Below are 17,959 nucleotides of genomic sequence, written 5' to 3'. Positions count from 1 at the left end.
GGGCCCGACAGGGTGGGTGGGGAATCGGGCCAGGGCTGTAGCCAAGCTGATGCAAATACGGGGCGGGACGGACTCGGGCATAGGGTGGAGGGCATGACAGATCAGGCCTCCGAGCTGCGGGGAAAGCCGACCGCGGCATCCCGCACCACCCTCAGCCACATCATGACCGGCAGTGACACCAACCTCCTGGGTACCGTGCACGGCGGCGTGATCATGAAGCTGGTGGACGACGCGGCGGGCGCCGTCGCGGGCCGCCATTCCGGCGGTCCCGCCGTGACCGCGTCCATGGACGAGATGGTCTTCCTGGAGCCGGTCCGCGTGGGCGACCTGGTCCATGTGAAGGCGCAGGTGAACTGGACGGGACGGTCCTCCATGGAGGTCGGCGTCCGGGTGCTGGCCGAGCGGTGGAACGAGTCCACGCCGCCCACCCAGGTCGGCTCGGCCTACCTGGTGTTCGCCGCGGTCGACGCGGACGGCAAGCCGAGGCCCGTCCCGCCGGTGGTCCCGGAGACCGAGCGTGACAAGCGCCGCTACCAGGAGGCGCAGATCCGGCGCACGCACCGTCTCGCGCGCCGCCGGGCGATCAAGGAGCTCCGCGAGAAGCGTGCGGCGGAGGGCCTCGACGAGGACTGACCCCGACGCTGCCCGCCCGCGCGCGTGCAGGACACCGCGGGCCAGGCGAGACTTTCCGGACACTCCCTAGGCGCAGATCACCTGGTCACCGGTGACCGCGCCGAACTCGCCCTGGAAGGCGTCCTCCGCCCGGACCGGGAGGACCCCGGTGAAGTTCGCGCCGGCCGTGACCTTGAACACCGGGCCCTGGCCCCACGCCGGCCGCAGCTCGCAGCCCGGCAGCGCGGTGGCCAGGGAGCGGGCCGAGCGGTCCCAGCGGGGGTCGAACCACACGATGGTGCGGGACAGGTTCCGCCGCGGCCAGTTCAGCGCCGCCGCGTTCGTCCGGAAGCCGGTCGCCCGCAGCCCCGCGTCCAGGCGGGCGCCCAGGCCGGGCACCCGGGTGCCGTTGTAGACCTGCACCCGGATCTGCTGGGGCGAGACCTCCACCAGCTTCTTGCGGACGCCGCCGCGTCCCGCGTACGGGGCGAGCGGCTTGTCCGCGCGTACCGCCGCGAACAGCTTCTTCGCCTTCACCGGGTCCCACTTCACGGTGGAGCCGATGCCCTTGACCGGGAAGCTGACGCTGCTGACGGGTACGGAGGTGAATTCCGACGACGCCGCCGTGAAGCCCCGCATCGCCTTCGCCAGGGCCAGCATCTGCTCCGCGCCGAAGCCCTCGTCGGCCCGCACGGAGCTGAGCATGGAGGTGACGACCTGCTGGAACCGCACCGGATTCAGCAGGGTGCCGTTGCTCGTCCCCTGGTCGATGAGGGCCGCCATGAACCGCTGCTGGCGCTGCATGCGCCCCAGGTCGGACGCCCCGTCGACATGGCGGGAGCGCACGTACTGGAGGGCCTGGCCGCCGTCCAGCTTGTGGGTGCCGGCCGCGAGGTCCAGGCCGGTGTACGCGTCCTTCATCGGCTTGGCGGTGCAGATCTCCACGCCCCCGATGGCGTCGACGGTCCGCATGAAGCTGGTGAAGTCCAGCTCCAGGTAGTGGTCGATCTTGACGCCGGTCATGTGCTCGACGGTCCGTACGGTGAGGTTCGGCCCGCCCTCCGCGTAGGCGGCGTTCAGCTTCACCGGGTGCCGGTGGTGGTGCTTGCCGGTGGTGGCGTCGGTGTGGGGCGGAATCTCGGCGTACGAGTCGCGGGGGAGCGACACCATGCTGGCCCGCTTACGGTCGGCGGAGACGTGCAGCAGCATGATCGTGTCGGTGCAGCGGCAGGGCGCGCCGCCGAGCCGGTACTTCTCCTTCTCCCGCGGCGTGATCCTGTCGCGCCCGTCGGTGCCGACCACCAGGATGTTCGTGCCGTGCCCCGGCGCGGGGCGGTTCTTCATGTCCTTGAACGGATCGACCCGGCCGATCTCGGTGTCCAGCCCGGTCACGATGGCGTGCCCGATCCCGCCCGCCGCCAGCACCAGCACCGACAGGGCCGTCGCCGCCCGCGCGCCCCACCGGGTGCGTCCGGGACGTCCCCTCCGCACGGCCGGTGCCGGCGCCTGGGCCCGTCTCGGCCGGCCGGGGGCGGGCGGCCGGGGAGGGGCGGGGCGGCGGGGCGGCGTGGGCACGAAGGACACCTCCGCGGGCGGCTGGGGGAATAGTGAGCACAGTAGGCCCATACGATCAGCGGCCGTCCGCGCCACCCGGGCGGCGCGCATCGCTGTCCCCCGTTCGCGGTAACGTGGCCGGTCGACACTGCCGTCTTCCGGGGGGCGACCCCCGTAACCCCCGAGGAACCATGCCCCAGCCGCTGCCCCCGGTCTCCGTGATCATGCCGGTCCTCAATGAGGAGCGGCACCTGCGCGCCTCGGTCCGTCACATCCTCGAGCAGGAGTACGACGGCGAGATGGAGGTGGTGATCGCCCTCGGCCCGTCCACGGACCGTACGGACGAGATCGCCGCCGAGCTCGTCCGCGAGGACCCCCGTGTCCACACGGTTCCCAACCCCACCGGGCGCACGCCCGCGGCGCTCAACGCCGCGATCAAGGCGTCGCGTCACCCGATAGTGGTACGGGTCGACGGGCACGGCATGCTGTCGCCGAACTACATCGCCACCGCCGTGCGCCTCCTGGAGGAGACGGGCGCCCAGAACGTGGGCGGCGTCATGCACGCCGAGGGCGAGAACGACTGGGAGCACGCGGTCGCCGCCGCGATGACCTCGAAGATCGGCGTCGGCAACGCGGCCTTCCACACCGGTGGTGAGGCGGGCCCGGCCGAGACGGTCTACCTGGGCGTGTTCCGCCGCGAGGCGCTCGAACAGCAGGGCGGCTACAACGAGGAGTTCATCCGCGCCCAGGACTGGGAGCTGAACTTCCGCATCCGCGAGGCGGGCGGCCTGATCTGGTTCTCGCCGGAGCTGCGGGTCCAGTACCGGCCCCGGCCGAGCGTGCGGGCGCTGGCCAAGCAGTACAAGGACTACGGCCGCTGGCGGCACGTGGTCGCCCGCTACCACCAGGGCTCCATCAACCTCCGCTACCTCGCCCCGCCGACCGCCGTCTGCGCCATCGCGGCGGGCCTCGTCGTGGGCGCGACGCTGACCCCGTACGGCCTCGTGGTGCCGGGCGGCTACCTGGCGGCGATCGTCGCCGGCTCGGTCCCGGCCGGCAAGGGCCTGCCGCTCAAGGCGCGGCTCCGGATCCCGCTGGCGCTGGCGACGATGCACATGTCGTGGGGGTACGGCTTCCTCACCAGCCCCCGTTCGCTGGCGAAGAGGGTCATCGCCAGCCGCCGCCCGGCGGTCGTCCGGACGGCGGCGTAGCGCCGGTTCACCAGGTGAAGTTGGGGTCGACCGTCATGCAGCCGGACTGGTCGGCCCTGCTGGTGTTCGACCCGGGTGCCTTCCCGGTGGCCTTGGGCTTCGGGTAGACGTCGCCCTCGCGCCAGTCGGCGCCCACGATCAGGGTGATGCCCTGGACCTCGTCGGACTTCTGCACCGAACCCACGGGGATCCCCAGCGCCTTGGCGACCGCCTGCGCGTCGCCCTCCAGGTCCGCGCTCGGGAACCGGACGACCGTCTTGGCCTGCCGCGGGGCGGCTGTATCGGCCTTGGCCTGGGTGTAGCCCTTGGCGGCCAGCAGCCCGGCGACCGTGGTCGCCCGCCCCTGGGCGGAGCCGTACTGGTCGGTGTAGGTGCCGTTCTGCACCATCACCGCGGTCTCGGCGGGCGCGGCCGCCGCGTCCTTGGAGGCGGCGGGCGTGGCGCGCTTGGACGGCTTGCCGTCGAGCGGGATGTCCTCGCGGATCATCCGGAACAGTTCCTCGGCCTCACCGGGCGTCGGCTCCACCTTGCCCGCCCGGCGGGTCGAGTAGAAGTTCGGCATGGTCGTCATGGTGATGCGCCCGGTCGGGACGCTGCGGAGTTCCTCGGCCAGGTCGTACAGCTTGCCGATGGTGTCGAGCCCGGTGTCCACGGTGAGCGCGTCGGTGGCCGCCTCCGCGAGCTTGCGCAGCTTGTTCGGGTCGGTGAGCTTGGCGTTCTTGCGCAGCTCGCGGACCATCGAGTTCATGTACATGTGCTGGGCCTTGGCCCGCTCCAGGTCCGTGCCGCCCACCCAGCCGTAGCGGGTGCGCAGCCACTGGAGGGCCTGCTTGCCCTTGACGGGGTGGGTGCCCCTGGGGAGCTTCAGGCCGGAGCCCTTGCCGTCGAAGGTGCGGGACTCGATGTTCTTGTCCACGCAGACGGGCACACCGCCGACCGCGTCGGCCATGGAGACCACACCCGCGAAATCGATCATCATGAAGTGGTCGATGGGGATGCCGGTCAGCTCGACCCACGTGGCCACCGTGCAGCCGGGGCCGCCACGGTCCAGTGACTCGTTGGTCTGGGCGAACTGGCGTTCCTTGTAGACCTTCCCCTTCGCGTCCACGCACTCCGGGATCTTCAGCATGGTGTCGCGGGGCATGCTGACCACGGAGATGTTGCTGCGGTCCGCGGAGAGGTGCACCAGCATCTGTACGTCGGCCAGCGGCGGGCCGTCGAAGGTGTCCCGGCCGCCGCCCAGGTCCTGGTTCTCCTTGGAGTCCCGGGCGTCGGAGCCGATCAGCAGGATGTTCAGCGGTGTCTGGCCCGCGGCGTTGGCCTTGTGCTCGGGCATCCCGTTCTTGCCGAGCGTCAGGTCTTCCTTCTTGATCTTGCTGTTGAGGTGCTCGTAGTAGAGGTACCCGGCGCCGGCCGTGCCCAGTATCAGCAGCGACAACACCGAGGCGCTCCACCGGAGCACCCGCCGCTTGCCGCTCTTGCCGTTCCCGGAGCGCTTTCCGGCACGGCGGTGCCCGCCGGCGCCGCCGGCGCGGCGACGGCCGTCGCCGGTTCCGCCGGTTCCGCCGGAGGCGTGGTCGGCCGCCCCCGGTTCCGCCGGTCTCGCCGGCTCCTCCGTGTCGCCGCCCGGCGCGTCACCGTGGTGACCGTCCTCCCAGCCGCTCCCACGGGCGTGCGGAACGCGGTCCCGCGTTCCCTCCCCACGCACGCTGCTGTGTCCCACCCCAGGTCCCCCTGTCGTTCAGGAACGCGTCATTCCGCGCATACCTGTTTGTCTGCCACTACCTTCTGCACACCCTCCGGCGCCTTCGCCGGACCGGTGATGGGCACCCCGGCGCCCTTGAAGTCCCCGCCGAGGGTGAGCTTCATCGGCTCCCTCTCCCCGGCGTCCTCCGTTCCCTGCTTCAGCGCCGTCGCGGGCAGACCCATCAGGTCCGCGAGCTTGCGGGCCTGGTCGGCCTGGTTCGGCGCGAACTCCAGGGTCGTCTTCGCGATCTCCCGCGGGGCGTTGCTCTTGTTCGAGGACTTGAGCACGCCCTGCTCGTTCTGGAGCCAGCTGATGGTCGCCTGCGCGCCGCCCGTACGGCCGCTGCCGTTGTACACGTCCACGCGCACCTGGGAGGCCTCCGCCCGCGCGCCCTTGAGCAGCGCGGCCTGGGCGTTCTTGGCGTCCTTCTCCTTCTTCTTCACCTCGGTGAGCGAGATGTCGTTCTGCATCATCGAGAACAGCGGCCGGGCCTTCTCCTCGTTGACCACGACCGTCGCCTTGACCGTCTCGGCCGGGTTGTCGACGACGGGCAGCGTGGTGAAGGTGATGTTCTTGGGATTCACCTTGGCCAGCTCCGAACCGAGGTCCTGGAGCTTCTTGATGCTTCCTATCCCCGTGTCCACGGTCAGCGCCTCGGTGGCGGCCTCCGCGAGGTCGAGCAGCTTCGACGGACTGGTCAGCGTGTCGCTGGACTTCATTTTGCGGATCATCGAACCGAGGAACTGCTGCTGCGTCTTGATGCGGTCCAGGTCGCTCTCGTTGCCGAAGGCGTGCCGGGTGCGGACGAAGGCGAGGGCGTCCTCGCCCTCGATGACGTGCTTGCCCTTGGTGAGCTTCAGTTTCGACTGCTTGTCGTCGACGTTCTTGGCCACGCACACCTCGACGCCGCCGATCGCCGACGTCAGCGTCTTCACCGCGTTGAAGTCGGCCATCATGAAGTGGTCGACGGTCAGCCCGGTGATCTCCTTGACCGTGCGCATGGTGCAGCCGGGGTCGCGTCCGGCCTGCCCGAGGCTGGTGTTGAACCGGACGTTCTGCTCACCGGGGATCACCTCGGTGCCGTCGGCGGTCTTCGTCTCGCAGTCGGGGATGTCGGTCATGAGGTCCCGCGGGATGGACATCGCGGTGGCGTTCGTCCGGTCCTTGGAGACGTGGAAGAGGATCGTGGTGTCGGCGTGGCCCGCGCTGTTCTTGTCGCCGTAGCCCGCGTTGCCGTCGCCGGTCCGCTTGTCGGTGCCGATGACCAGGATGTTGATGGCCTGGTCCTTCTTGAAGCCGCCGCTGCCGGCACCCGCGATGTCGACGGTGCTGATGTTGCCGTTGAGGTGCTCGTAGTAGGCGTACGCGGTGACGGCGAGCGCGACGACCATGCCGGCCGTCACCCCGCTCGTCCACTTCAGTGCCTTCTTCTTGCGGGACTGCTGCGGTTTGCGCTTGCGGCGGCCGGCCGCCTGGGCCGCACCGCCGCCGGGTCCGTCCGGAGCGCCGCCGCTGCGGCGCCTGCGCTGGCCGGGGACACCGGCCGTACGGCTGCCGGGCGTGTCGGCCGCGGGGGTCGCTCTCGGGGAGCCGGCTCTCGGCGAGGGTGTTCTCGACGTGGTGGTGCCACGGCGGCCGGTGGGGCGGGACGACTGCGCCGACGGCGCCGACTGCCCAGCGGAATGGTCCAGTCGCAGTTCGTAGTTACCGGTCTGCGGGTTGAGCACCCACTGGTCGGCGGGGTCGATATCGTCCGCCCGTCCACGGCTGTGCGCGTCCACGGTTGCTTGAGTCCTCCGTCGGTGCCACGCGAGGCGCCTCCCCCCAGGCGCTCGGTTCCACGATCCTCGAGTGCGCGACCTCACGGCCGGGAGCACCGGATCGCGTCACACTATCCGCCCAGTTCAACGTGGGGCGACGCCCGTGACAAATTCCACGCCCCTTACAAGGGGGCAATCCACCCAATCCACATGGAGTGCCACGCGCTCTTTGGGCATCGCTTTACTCGCAGCCACCACCCGCACCGCTACCTGCACGCGCCGGCGGCCGCGTTGGTGCCGGTGAAGGTCGGCGTCACGGAAGGGCTGGCACCCCTCTTGCGCCGGCTCCCCGCCGGTTCCTCTCCGGCGGACTCGTTCTGCCCGTCACCGGGCACGACCACGACCGGCTTGTCGTCCCGCAGCCGCTTGAACAGGCTGTTCGCTCGCGGTTGTACGAGTTCGTCACGATTGGGGTTGTTGCGGTACGGGCGTCGAGGAACGGTCAGGAACTGCACCTTTTCGGTCGGTACGTTGCGCAAGGCGCGGGACAGGTCGTACAGGTCCTTCAACGAGTCCAGGCCCGGATCGGTGGTGACCGCCTTGGTGGCCGCGTCGAGCACCGGGTAGAGGCGCGTGGGGTTCAGCAGCACCCCGTTGCTCTGCACCTTGTTGATGAGCGCCCCCAGGAACTGCTGCTGGCGGCCCATGCGTTCGGTGTCGCTGCCGTTGCCCAGGGACTTGCGGGCCCGTACGTACCCGAGCGCCTGCTCGCCGTTGAGCGTCCGGGCCCCGGCCTTCAGGTGGACGTGCGCGTCCCGGTCGTGGACGGGCCGGGTGACGCAGACCCGCACGCCGCCCACCGCGTCCACCATGTCCTTGAAGCCGCGGAAGTCGATCACCACGTGGTGGTCGATGCGGATCCCGGTGAGCTTCTCCAGCGTACGGACCGTGCAGGCCGTGCCCCCCAGCCCGAACGCCCAGTTGAACTGGGCGAACTGCGGGGCGGTGCGGGTGCCGTCCCGCTTGCGGCAGCTCGGGACGTTCACCATCAGGTCGCGCGGCACCGACACCGCCGTGACGCTCCGCCCGTGGGCGGCCAGGTGCAGCAGGATCGTCGTGTCGGAGCGCTGCACGCCCTTGTCCCGGCCGTACTGGGAGTTGCCGCTCCCGGCGCGGGTGTCCGATCCGATCAGCAGGATGTTCCGCGCGCCCCGCACCAGGGAGTCCGGGCGCTCCCTCGCGTAGCGCTCCAGTTCGGCGGCGGCGGAGGCGTCGGTGGTGATGTTCCGGTCCAGCTTCTTGTACAGCCACCAGCCGGCGCCGGCCGCCACCAGCACGACGAGGGCCCCCGCGAAGGCGACCACCCGCAGACCGTGCCGCCGGAAGCGGGCCACGCGGGAGGCGGAGGCGGACGGCACCCCCGGTGCCGGGGGCGCGGGCGCGGCGGGTCCCGGGGGCGGGGCCCCGGGGGGAGTGGCTGCCGAGGGAGCGGCCTTCGGAGGTGCCGGTTCCGGGGACGCCGTACGCGGGGGCGCGGCCTTCGAGGGACGCGTCCCGTTGTGGACCTGGCCGCCCGAGGGGGGCGGTGTACGGCGCCGGCGCTTCTTGCCGCTCCGGCCGCCGCCCCGGGGCGCCGCGCCGCCGCCACCGGCCGGCCGGTCCGACGGGACGTCACCGGCCGGCCCGCCGGGACCGGACGCCCCTGCTGGGGGGTCCGGCTCCGGGGGCGTACCAGCGCTGTCCGTCACGTCGTCCGTCCGTCCTTCGCACGAGGGGGTGTGCACCGATCATCCATCGCGGACGGCGCCGGAACCCGGGGGACTCGGCGCGCGGTGCGCCGGACGGGTGGACTTCAGACCAGAGTGCTGGTGATCCGCTCGCTCTCGACCCGCTTGGCGAGCCCCTCCGGCGACAGCCGCTCCAGGTTCCGGCACAGCACGACCGACGCGCCGGCCGCCAGCGGCGCGTACAGCCCCGCCGACAGCCCCTCCCAGGTGCCGTACGGCAGCGCCGACAGCAGCCGCGCCCCGCCGGCCAGGCCCAGCCGGACCCCGTCCTCGCGCGCCCGGTCCACGACGTCCGCACCGGACAGCTCCGTACCGCCCACGACGAGCGCCGGGGCGTCCGGGTCCACCGGGACGTACGGCGCGAACACGTCGCCCTGCGTGGGGACCTCCACCGCGTAGTCGTCGTACCCGGCCGGCGGGGCGGGGAAGCGGCGGCCCAGCGGCGCCAGGGACAGCGCCAGACGCTCACCGCGGCAGGCCAGGCCCTCCTCCAGCCGGTCCGGCCCGGCGACGACGTGGTCGGCGGCGGCGGGGTCGCCGCCGACATCGGCCACCACGCCCACCGAGGCGCAGGCGACCAGCCAGACGGCGGTCTGCCAGTGCGCCGGCAGGAGCAGCGCGACCCGGTCGCCGGGCTCGGCGGACAGGCCGTCCTGGAGGAGGTTGGCCGTCTTGGCCACCCAATTGGCGAAAGTGGCCACCGACAATTCGACGCGCTCACCGGTGGCGTCGTCGTAGTAGGTGACCAAGGGGCGGGCCGGGTCCGCGGCGAGCGCGGATCGCAGCAGGTCGGCGGGGGTACGGTCGCTGGCGTTCACGCGCGCCAGGGTACGCGCGCCGGGCGGGCGGGGTCCGCCGTACCGGTGACGTCCGTCCACCGGTCGGACCGACGGGCCGTCGGTTTCCCGGCGGGCGGTACGCGTCCGCCCTGCCGAGGATCGCCCCATGCGTGCCTACCTTGCATCCTCGATCGGCGTCGCCTGCGCCGCGGCCCTCGTGCTCCCGCTCCCGCTCGCGCTCCCCGCGAGCGCCACCCCCGCCGTGTCCCACGCCCCCGCCGCCCCGGCCCTCCCCGCCGCCCCGGCCTCCGCCTCCGGCGGCGTACCGGTCCCCGGCTCCACCCAGTCGCTGCCGCTCGCGGCGCTCCCCGCCGAGCGGGCGACCGGCGCCGCCCGGAAGGGGCTGACCCGCCGGGACGTACGGCCCTTCTCGCTGATCGGCGTCATCTGGGACGACCCGGACGCCGAGCTGCACGGCTCGGTCCAGGTCCGCACCCGCGCCTCCGGCACCGACAACTGGTCCGGCTGGCAGTCCGTCGAGACCCACAACGACGCCCACGCCGCCGACCCCGGTACGCCCGAACGCGACTCGGGCACCGTCCGCGGCTCCACCGCCCCCCTGTGGGTCGGGGCGTCGGACGGTGTCGAGGTCCGCGTCCGGGCCGAGGCCCCGCGCTCGGGCGCCACCCCCGGGCCCCTGCCGCGCGGGATGCGCATCGAACTGGTCGACCCCGGGGACGAGCCCGCCAGCGAGCCGGCCGGCGAGGACACCGCCCAGGGGCCCGAGGTCCCCGAGGGCACCGACACCGGCACCACCACGTCCGGTCAGGTCCCCGTCCCCGCCGCGGCGCTGACACCCGAGGAGTCGGCCGCCTCCGCGGTCAACGCCGAACTCGTGCCGCTCGGCGCGACCGAGATCCCCGAGCTGACCAAGGAGGAGACGGAGGCCGCGTTCGCCGACCAGTTCGGCGAGGAGGCCGTGGCCGCCAAGCCGCACATCGGCCCCCGGCCCCGCATCGTCACCCGCAAGGGCTGGGGAGCGGACGAGCGGCTGCGCGAACGCAACTTCGTCTACACCAGGTCCGTCCAGGCGGCCTTCGTGCACCACAGCGCCACCGGCAACAACTACTCCTGCAAGCAGGCCCCGTCCGTTCTGCGCAGTATCTACCGCTACCACGTCAAGAGCAGCGGCTGGCGTGACTTCGGCTACAACTTCGCCGTCGACAAGTGCGGAAACATCTACGAAGGGCGTGCGGGAGGCGTGGCCAAGGCGGTGCTGGGCGCCCACACCCGGGGCTTCAACACCAACAGCATGGGCATCGCCGTCCTGGGCACGTACAGTCGGTCCACCCCGCCCGCCGCGGCGGTGACGGCCGTCGCACGGCTGACGGCGTGGAAGCTCGGGCTGTACGGAAAGGATCCGCGGGGGAAGTCCACCCTGACCTCAGGTGGCGGAAACCTGTACAAGAAGGGCACGAAGGTCAGGCTCAACGCCATCTCCGGGCACCGGGACGGCTTTTTGACCGACTGCCCCGGCGAACGGCTCTACGACAGGCTCGGCTCGGCCCGCAACGCGTCGGCCAAGTACCAGGGCCGGTGACGGCGACCGGGACGGCTGTACCGAACGGTCTGCATACACTGTCCGGTCGTATCGGTCATATGACCGATGTGGCCCATCGACCGGACCCAGCAGGAAGCAGAGACGACAGGTGACAGAAGCGATCCTCCTGGTCGGTGGCAAGGGCACCCGGCTGCGTCCGATGACGGTCAACACGCCCAAGCCGATGGTCCCGGCGGCGGGCGTCCCGTTCCTCACGCACCAGTTGGCCCGGGCCCGCGCGGCGGGCGTCGAGCACATCGTGCTGGCGACCTCGTACCTCGCCGAGGTCTTCGAGCCGTACTTCGGCGACGGTTCGTCGCTCGGCCTGCACATCGAGTACGTCACCGAACGCGAGCCGCTCGGCACGGGCGGCGCGATCCGCAACGTCGCCTCACGCCTGCACTCGGGACCGGACGAGCCGGTCCTCATCTTCAACGGGGACATCCTGACCGGCCTGGACATCCGGGCCCTGGTGGCGACCCACGAGACGTCCGGCGCGGACGTCTCCCTCCACCTCACCCGCGTCGAGGACCCGCGCGCCTTCGGACTGGTCCCCACCGACTCCACCGGGCGGGTGACGGCCTTCCTGGAGAAGCCGCAGACGCCCGAGGAGATCGTCACCGACCAGATCAACGCGGGCGCCTACGTCTTCCGACGGTCCGTCATCGACACCATCCCGACGGGCCGCCCGGTCTCGGTCGAGCGGGAGACGTTCCCCGACCTGCTGGCGACCGGCGCCCACCTCCAGGGCATGGTCGACTCCACGTACTGGCTGGACCTCGGCACGCCGCAGGCATTCGTCCGCGGCTCCGCCGACCTCGTCCTCGGCCGCGCCCCGTCCCCCGCGGTCCCGGGCCGCCGCGGCGACCGGCTCGTCCTCGACGGCGCCTCCGTCGCCCAGGACGCCAAACTCACCGGCGGTACGGTCATCGGCGCCGGCGCGACGGTCGGCGAGGGCGCCCGCGTCGACGGCAGCACCGTCCTGGACGGCGCGGTCGTCGAGGCCGGCGCGGTGATCACCGACTCCCTGATCGGCGAGGGCGCGCGGGTCGGCGCCCGCACCGTCCTGCACGGAGCGGTCGTCGGCGACGGCGCCCACGTGGGCGCCGACAACGAACTGCGCGACGGCGTCCGCGTGTGGTGCGGCGCCCGGCTGCCGGACGGCGCGGTCCGCTTCTCCTCGGACCAGTAGGGCCGCGCTCCCCGGGTGCCCGGGGGCGGCGCCCCGGGCGGGGGCTTACCCTCGTAGGACCCCGACCGGGGCCGCCCCGACTCCGAGGACCGTACTTCCGTGGCAGGCCGTTACGCCCCGCGCCCGACCCGCACCAGCGTGCGCGGCGGGCACGTCGGCATACCCGCCGCCCGGCAGGCCCCGGCCGCGCCCGTCGCGCCCGCCTCCGCCGCGCCGCGCTCCCGGTCCTGGACGCCCCCGTTCCCCCTGGACCTGGGGCTCGTCCTGGGCCCGCTGCGGCGCGGCCCGGCCGACCCCACGTTCCGTACGGCACCGGACGGCTCCGTCTGGCGCACCAGCCGCACCCCGGCCGGCCCCGGCACCCTGCGGGTCACCGCGCGGGGCGGCACCGTCGAGGCCCAGGCATGGGGCGCGGGCGCGGAGTGGCTCCTGGACCGGCTCCCGGCGCTCCTCGGCGCGGAGGACGACCCGTCCGCGTTCACCCCGCGCCACCGGCTGCTGGCCGTCACCGAGCGGCGCCGCCCGGGTCTGCGGCTGACCCGCACCGGGCTGGTCATGGAGTCGCTGATCCCCTCGATCCTGGAGCAGAAGGTCACCACGGACGAGGCGTACCGGGCCTGGCGCCTGCTGGTACGGAAGTTCGGCGAGCCGGCCCCCGGCCCGGACGAGCGCCTGTACGTCATGCCGGAGCCACGCACCTGGGCGCTCATCCCGTCCTGGGAGTGGCACCGCGCGGGCGTGGACTCCAAGCGCTCCGACACGGTCGTGCGCGCCGTCCGGGTGGCCCGCCGCCTGGAGGAGACGGCCGCCATGGAGCCCGAGCCGGCCCGCCGGCGCCTGGAGCTGATCCCGGGCATCGGCCCCTGGACGTCCGCCGAGACGGTCCAGCGCAGCAACGGCGCCCCCGACGCGGTGACCACCGGCGACTACCACCTGCCGAGCATCGTCGGCCACGCCCTGGCCGGCCGCCGGGACGCGGACGACGACGAGATGCTGGAGCTCCTCGCCCCGTACGCGGGCCAGCGCCACCGTGCCGCCCGCCTCGTCCTCCTCAGCGGCCGCACCCCGCCCCGCCACGGCCCCCGGTTCACCCCCGGCAACATCGCGGCGCTCTGACCGGGCGGGGTCGCCGTGGGATCCGCTCCGTGGCGGATCCCGCCACCCCGCGGCGCCGCCGTACCGTCGCCACCGCCCGTACGCCCTCGTACCGCCGGACGCCCCGTACCGCCCCCGCCGGGGGGCGACGTCACCGCACCTCGACGAACCCGTCCGCCTCCCGCGCCGCCCGCGGCGCGGGCACTCCGGCCGGGCGCCCCACCGCCACCGCGCCCATCGGGTCCCAGTGGTCCGGCAGGTCCAGCACCTCACGGACGACGTCCCGGCAGAACATCGTCGACGACACCCACGCCGACCCCAGCCGCTCACCCGCGAGCGCGACCAGGAAGTTCTGTACGCCGGCCCCGGCCGCGACCACGAACATCTCCCGCTCCGCCCCGTCGCGCCGGGCGTCCCCGTACCGGTGGGAGCCGTCCATCACCAGGCAGGGCACCACCAGGTAGGGCGCCCGCCGCAGCACGTCCCCGCGGCGCACCCGCCGTGCGATTGCGTTCTCGTCGAGACCGTCGGCCCGCAGGTCGGCCACCCACGCGTCCCGCATGGCGTCCAGCAGCCGCACCCGCGACGCGGCCGACTCCAGCAGCACGAACCGCCACGGTGTGGTGTGGTGCGGCGCGGGCGCCGTCAGGGCCGCGGCCACGGCCCGCCGCACCGCACCGGGGTCCACGGGGTCGTCCGTGAAGTCCCGTACCGTGCGCCGCTGCGTCACCGCCTCCCGCACCGCCTCCGACGTACCGAGCCGGAACATGTCGTCCGCCGCGTCCCGCACCAGCGCCCGCGCGCCCTCCGCCCCGTCCTGGACGAGGTGCGCGAGGCCCCGCACCACCGCGACGGGCAGCCCCGCCGCCTTGCCCTTCACCAGGTCCCCGGCCGCCGCGAGCTCGTCCGCCCCGGCGACCACCGTCGCCACCAGCGGGTTGCCGTACGCGTCGGTGCCGCCGCGCAGGTCGTCCAGCACCCGCACCCCGGCCGCGCCGATGGCCATGTCGGTGACCCCACTGCGCCAGGGACGCCCGGAGGTGTCCGTGACGACGACGCCGACGTCCACGCCGAGAGCGTCCCGCAGCCCGTCGCGGATCGCCCCCGCGGACGCGTCCGGGTCCTCCGGCAGCAACAGCACCGTCCCCTTGGGGGTGTTGGACGCGTCGACCCCGGCGGCGGCCATGACCAGGCCCTGCCGGTTCTCGACGATGCGGAGCGGGCCGCGCCGGGCCACCACCCGTACCGTCTCGGCGTCGATCGCCGCCTCGCGGTCGTCCGCCGCGACGACCCGCCCCTCCGCCTTGCTGACGATCTTGGACGTGACGAGCAGCACGTCGCCGTCGGCCAGTCCCGGCCCGCCGGTGCTGACGCCGGTGGCGACGGCGGCGGCGATCAGCTTGGCGAGGTCGTCCCCGGGCCGCACCTCCGGCAGTCCCGGCAGCGCCCACACCCGGTACGACGGGGTCGTCACGCGCGGACCTCCTCGGCGAGGGCCAGCGCCTCGCGCGCCATCGCCGCCGTGGCGTCCACGTCGGTCATCATCAGCGGCACCGCACGGCACCGGATCCCCGCCGCCTCGACCTCGGCGACCGTGCCCGCGTCCACCGTGTCGACGAGCCAGCCGTCGAGCAGCCCGGAGCCGTAGTGCCGGGCGACCGCCGCGGCCGTGGCCTCGACGCCCACCGCGGCGAGCACCTTGTCGGCCATGCCGCGCACCGGCGCGTCCCCGACGATGGGGGACAGGCCCACCACCGGTACGCCGGCGTCGGCGATCGCCTCGCGGATGCCGGGCACGGCGAGGATGGTCCCGATGGACACCACGGGGTTGGACGGCGGGAAGAGCACGACGTCGGCCTCGCCGATGGCCTCCAGCACCCCGGGCGCGGGCGTGGCCTGCTCGGCGCCGACCGGCACCACGGCCTGCGCGTCCACGGAGGCGCGCAGCTTCACCCAGTACTCCTGGAAGTGGATGGCCCGGCGCTCGCCGTCGAGCTCGACGGCGACATGGGTCTCCACCCGGTCGTCGGACATCGGCAGCAGCTGCACGCCCGGCTTCCAGCGGGCGCACAGCGCCTCGGTGACGGCGCTCAGCGGGTAGCCGGCGCCGAGCATCTGGGTACGGACGATGTGGGTGGCGAAGTCCCGGTCGCCGAGGCCGAACCACTCGGGCCCGACGCCGTACGCCGCGAGCTCGCCCTTGACGTGGAACGTCTCGTCCGCCCGCCCCCAGCCCTGCTCCTCGTCGATGCCCCCGCCCAGGGTGTACATCACGGTGTCGAGGTCGGGGCAGACCTTCAGCCCGAACAGATGGATGTCATCACCGGTGTTGCCGATGACCGTGATGTCCGCGTCGGGCGCGGCCTGCTTGAGGCCGCGCAGAAAACGGGCACCGCCGATGCCGCCGGCCAGAACCACAATGCGCATGGGCACAGTCTGTCAGCCGGACGCCGAACGCTCGGAGCGGGTCAGGCGGTGACGGCGTCCCGCGGCTCCGGGGTGGAGCAGGTGGCGGGGTGCATCGGCATGTCGGTGAGGCCCGGGTAGTAGACGTGCAGGCTGACGGCCGGTTCGAGTGAGTCGTTGACCACGTCGTGCGCGTATCCCGGTGCGAATACGCGCTGCGCGCCGGCGGTGAGCAGACGCGTGCCCTTTTCCGTACGTTCCGTCAGCTCGCCCTCGAGGACGGTCAGTACGCCGGAGGACTCGCCGTGATCATGCATACCTGCGCCCTGACCGGGCACCCAGGACAGCAGCCAGACCTCATAGCCGGGTCCGGTGTGCAGCCGGTGGTACCAGCGGGTGGTGGCGTCGTACTCGACGAGGTGGGCCCACTGCGACCGATCGGCGGCGATGGCGCGGGCCAGGCCGACGAACTCGGCCACGGTGGAGGGGTGCTCCTTGGCGGGCTGGAGAAGGTGCTGTACGGCGAGGATGTCGCCGGCGATCTGGAGGTCGCTGTCGCTGTTCATGGTGCGGGGGTTCCTCGGGAGAAACGGGTCCGGAGGCCGGAAGCGGTACACGCGGAAAAGGCGGGAGACAGACGCGGGGCGGGGCGCTGGAGCGCTACGGCATCAACAGCTGGAACAGCGACAGCGACAGCGACAGCGACGGAGCGGCTGGAGAGCCGGGGCAGCGCTGCGGGACCCGCGGACGCGGGTCGTGAGGGGCGCTGTGGTCGCTGGCATGCAATCAAAGGTGACCGGCTCGATAACGTCTGTCAACCCAATGCCCGATTTGGCGGCAATGTTTCACCTCATCCGGTTACTCCGTCCGGAGAAAGGTTTGTGCTGGGAGGGGCCGGGACACATGCCGCAGCAACCACCCGCGCAAACGTCGTCGTGCTCCCGTGACCTGACTGTGATCCGGGTCGCTTCGCCGGCTCGACCGCAACAAGATCGAATCGGCGAACGTCCTCCCTTGGTGAGGTGGTGAAAGGGAGGTTGCGGGCGGGGCAGCGGCTTGTGTCTCATTTTTGCTGATTTGAACACTTTCCGCATAGCCTTGGTTCCGCAGAGTGAATACCGGGCTCGATAGCAGATCCCAGCTTGACTGGCCCGGAGCACCGCACTTGTAATTTCACTCGTGTCGTTCGGCCGATAAATTCGACAATCGGTCACGTCACGGGGACGCAAAGACCGACGAGGGGCGCACATGACCGAGTTGTTCCAGGAACTGCTGGTCGAGGACGCGGATGAGGAACTGGGCTGGCAGGAGCGCGCGTTGTGCGCCCAGACGGATCCGGAGTCCTTCTTCCCCGAGAAGGGCGGATCCACCCGCGAGGCCAAGAAGGTCTGCCTCGCCTGCGAAGTCCGTTCGGAATGCCTCGAGTACGCGCTCGCCAATGACGAAAGATTCGGAATCTGGGGCGGTCTGTCGGAGCGGGAACGCCGCCGTCTGAAAAAGGCCGCCGTCTGATTCACCGCCCGGACGGCCACCACCCCGGCCGCGCCGCGGCCCCCGACGCCCCACGGCGCCCCCACCGGGCCGCCCAGGCCGCCGGCCCTCCCACCCGCAGCCGCCGAAACCCGCGCCCACCCGTAGGCGGGGGGCGGCCCGGACGGGGTTCACACCCGCCCTCCCCCCGGCCACCCGGGGAGACGACGCCAGGATCCGGCCGGTTCGCGGCCGATCCTGCCCCCCACTCGCCGCCGCACCACCCGGCCCCGCCACCTGGGCGGGGCGGTGCCCGCCTACCCGCCCACCGGGCCCGCCGTGCGGACAGGCGCCCACGCGGGCTGCCCGGCTCCCAGCCGCCGACGGCTGATACCGGACCCACCTCCGCCGCCCTGGGGAGACGCCCACGCGCGGCTGCCCGCTCCCGCACCGCCCCCAGCCGCCGACGGCCGACAGCCGCACCGGGAGGTCCCTCGGGCGCCCCACCCCCCCCCGGCCGCGCGGTCGCCGACGGCTGACAACCGCGCCGGGGACCCCTGCGTCCCTCCGCTCCCGCCGTGCGGGGAGATCCACGCGGGGCTGCCCGCTTACCCGCCGCCCCCCAGCCGCCGGTGGCCGACAACCGCACCGGGAGATCCCGCGGTGGCCCCGCCCCCGGGCCCCCGCTCCCGCTTTCCGCCCTCGGCCCGCAGCCGCCGACGGCGCTGTGGCCGCACGGGGAGACC

General features: G+C 72.9%; 14 protein-coding genes. 6 read left to right on the top strand and 8 right to left on the bottom strand.

What is annotated here, in order from left to right; translation table 11 throughout:
• The first annotated feature begins 93 nt into the window (after positions 1-93).
• The gene (locus ACZ7LK_RS19960; protein ID WP_156694013.1) at positions 94-633 is read left to right on the top strand and encodes an acyl-CoA thioesterase; all 540 of its coding nucleotides are present in this window, start codon (positions 94-96) and stop codon (positions 631-633) included.
• Positions 634-699: 66 nt separating this feature from the next.
• Here the strand turns inward: ACZ7LK_RS19960 and ACZ7LK_RS19955 are convergent, their stop codons facing one another.
• A complete protein-coding gene (locus ACZ7LK_RS19955) occupies positions 700-2,187 on the bottom strand; it encodes an LCP family protein (protein WP_469463394.1) in 1,488 nt (495 codons plus the stop codon).
• Positions 2,188-2,357: 170 nt separating this feature from the next.
• Between ACZ7LK_RS19955 and ACZ7LK_RS19950 the strand changes: the two genes are divergently transcribed.
• Entirely contained in the window at positions 2,358-3,377 is a 1,020-nt protein-coding gene (locus ACZ7LK_RS19950; RefSeq protein WP_471142299.1) for a glycosyltransferase family 2 protein, read from the top strand.
• A gap of 7 nt (positions 3,378-3,384) precedes the next feature.
• Here ACZ7LK_RS19950 and ACZ7LK_RS19945 read toward each other — a convergent pair whose 3' ends face one another.
• The 4 genes from ACZ7LK_RS19945 to ACZ7LK_RS19930 form a co-directional block, all read right to left on the bottom strand.
• Positions 3,385-5,100: an LCP family protein gene (locus tag ACZ7LK_RS19945; protein ID WP_392275276.1), complete on the bottom strand. Its 1,716-nt coding sequence runs from the start codon at positions 5,098-5,100 to the stop codon at positions 3,385-3,387.
• A 29-nt stretch (positions 5,101-5,129) separates the two neighbouring features.
• Complete coding sequence (locus ACZ7LK_RS19940; protein WP_392275277.1) at positions 5,130-6,905, bottom strand: LCP family protein; 1,776 nt, start codon at positions 6,903-6,905, stop codon at positions 5,130-5,132.
• A gap of 245 nt (positions 6,906-7,150) precedes the next feature.
• On the bottom strand, positions 7,151-8,278 hold the full coding sequence (locus ACZ7LK_RS19935; protein ID WP_471142296.1) for an LCP family protein: 1,128 nt from the start codon (positions 8,276-8,278) through the stop codon (positions 7,151-7,153).
• A 458-nt stretch (positions 8,279-8,736) separates the two neighbouring features.
• Positions 8,737-9,489 carry a TIGR03089 family protein gene (locus tag ACZ7LK_RS19930; protein WP_392275279.1) on the bottom strand — a complete coding sequence of 251 codons (753 nt, stop codon included), beginning with the start codon at positions 9,487-9,489 and terminating at the stop codon, positions 8,737-8,739.
• 127 nt (positions 9,490-9,616) lie between these two features.
• Here ACZ7LK_RS19930 and ACZ7LK_RS19925 point away from each other — a divergent pair, with 127 nt between their 5' ends.
• From ACZ7LK_RS19925 to ACZ7LK_RS19915, 3 genes are all read left to right on the top strand, one after another.
• Positions 9,617-11,050, top strand: coding sequence for a peptidoglycan recognition protein family protein (locus ACZ7LK_RS19925; RefSeq protein ID WP_471142293.1), 1,434 nt, complete (start codon positions 9,617-9,619; stop codon positions 11,048-11,050).
• Positions 11,051-11,159: 109 nt separating this feature from the next.
• Complete coding sequence (gene manB / locus ACZ7LK_RS19920; RefSeq protein WP_471142289.1) at positions 11,160-12,242, top strand: mannose-1-phosphate guanylyltransferase; 1,083 nt, start codon at positions 11,160-11,162, stop codon at positions 12,240-12,242.
• Between the two features lie 99 nt (positions 12,243-12,341).
• Positions 12,342-13,358 carry a DNA-3-methyladenine glycosylase family protein gene (locus tag ACZ7LK_RS19915; protein ID WP_392275282.1) on the top strand — a complete coding sequence of 339 codons (1,017 nt, stop codon included), beginning with the start codon at positions 12,342-12,344 and terminating at the stop codon, positions 13,356-13,358.
• A 130-nt stretch (positions 13,359-13,488) separates the two neighbouring features.
• Here ACZ7LK_RS19915 and ACZ7LK_RS19910 read toward each other — a convergent pair whose 3' ends face one another.
• The 3 genes from ACZ7LK_RS19910 to ACZ7LK_RS19900 are packed head-to-tail and all read right to left on the bottom strand — an operon-like array spanning position 13,489 to position 16,309.
• Complete coding sequence (locus ACZ7LK_RS19910; RefSeq protein ID WP_471142285.1) at positions 13,489-14,811, bottom strand: coenzyme F420-0:L-glutamate ligase; 1,323 nt, start codon at positions 14,809-14,811, stop codon at positions 13,489-13,491.
• Positions 14,808-15,764 carry a 2-phospho-L-lactate transferase gene (gene cofD, locus ACZ7LK_RS19905; RefSeq protein WP_471142282.1) on the bottom strand — a complete coding sequence of 319 codons (957 nt, stop codon included), beginning with the start codon at positions 15,762-15,764 and terminating at the stop codon, positions 14,808-14,810. Before cofD ends, ACZ7LK_RS19910 begins: the two co-directional genes overlap by 4 nt.
• Before the next feature lie 41 nt (positions 15,765-15,805).
• Positions 15,806-16,309, bottom strand: a complete 504-nt coding sequence (locus ACZ7LK_RS19900; protein ID WP_392275285.1) for a cysteine dioxygenase — start codon at positions 16,307-16,309, stop codon at positions 15,806-15,808.
• Between the two features lie 682 nt (positions 16,310-16,991).
• Between ACZ7LK_RS19900 and ACZ7LK_RS19895 the strand changes: the two genes are divergently transcribed.
• Positions 16,992-17,255, top strand: a complete 264-nt coding sequence (locus ACZ7LK_RS19895) for a WhiB family transcriptional regulator (RefSeq protein WP_023588371.1) — start codon at positions 16,992-16,994, stop codon at positions 17,253-17,255.
• Positions 17,256-17,959 lie beyond the last annotated feature (704 nt).

Source organism: Streptomyces sp. NPDC039423 (genome assembly GCF_055598725.1).
This window is presented reverse-complemented; position numbering and strand designations above follow the sequence as displayed.

Coding starts and splice junctions, on each gene's coding strand:
- ACZ7LK_RS19900 (WP_392275285.1), bottom strand. CDS start 16,309: ATGAACAGCGACAGCGACCTCCAGATCGCCGGCGACATCCTCGCCGTA.
- ACZ7LK_RS19895 (WP_023588371.1), top strand. CDS start 16,992: ATGACCGAGTTGTTCCAGGAACTGCTGGTCGAGGACGCGGATGAGGAA.
- ACZ7LK_RS19925 (WP_471142293.1), top strand. CDS start 9,617: ATGCGTGCCTACCTTGCATCCTCGATCGGCGTCGCCTGCGCCGCGGCC.
- ACZ7LK_RS19960 (WP_156694013.1), top strand. CDS start 94: ATGACAGATCAGGCCTCCGAGCTGCGGGGAAAGCCGACCGCGGCATCC.
- cofD (WP_471142282.1), bottom strand. CDS start 15,764: ATGCGCATTGTGGTTCTGGCCGGCGGCATCGGCGGTGCCCGTTTTCTG.
- ACZ7LK_RS19950 (WP_471142299.1), top strand. CDS start 2,358: ATGCCCCAGCCGCTGCCCCCGGTCTCCGTGATCATGCCGGTCCTCAAT.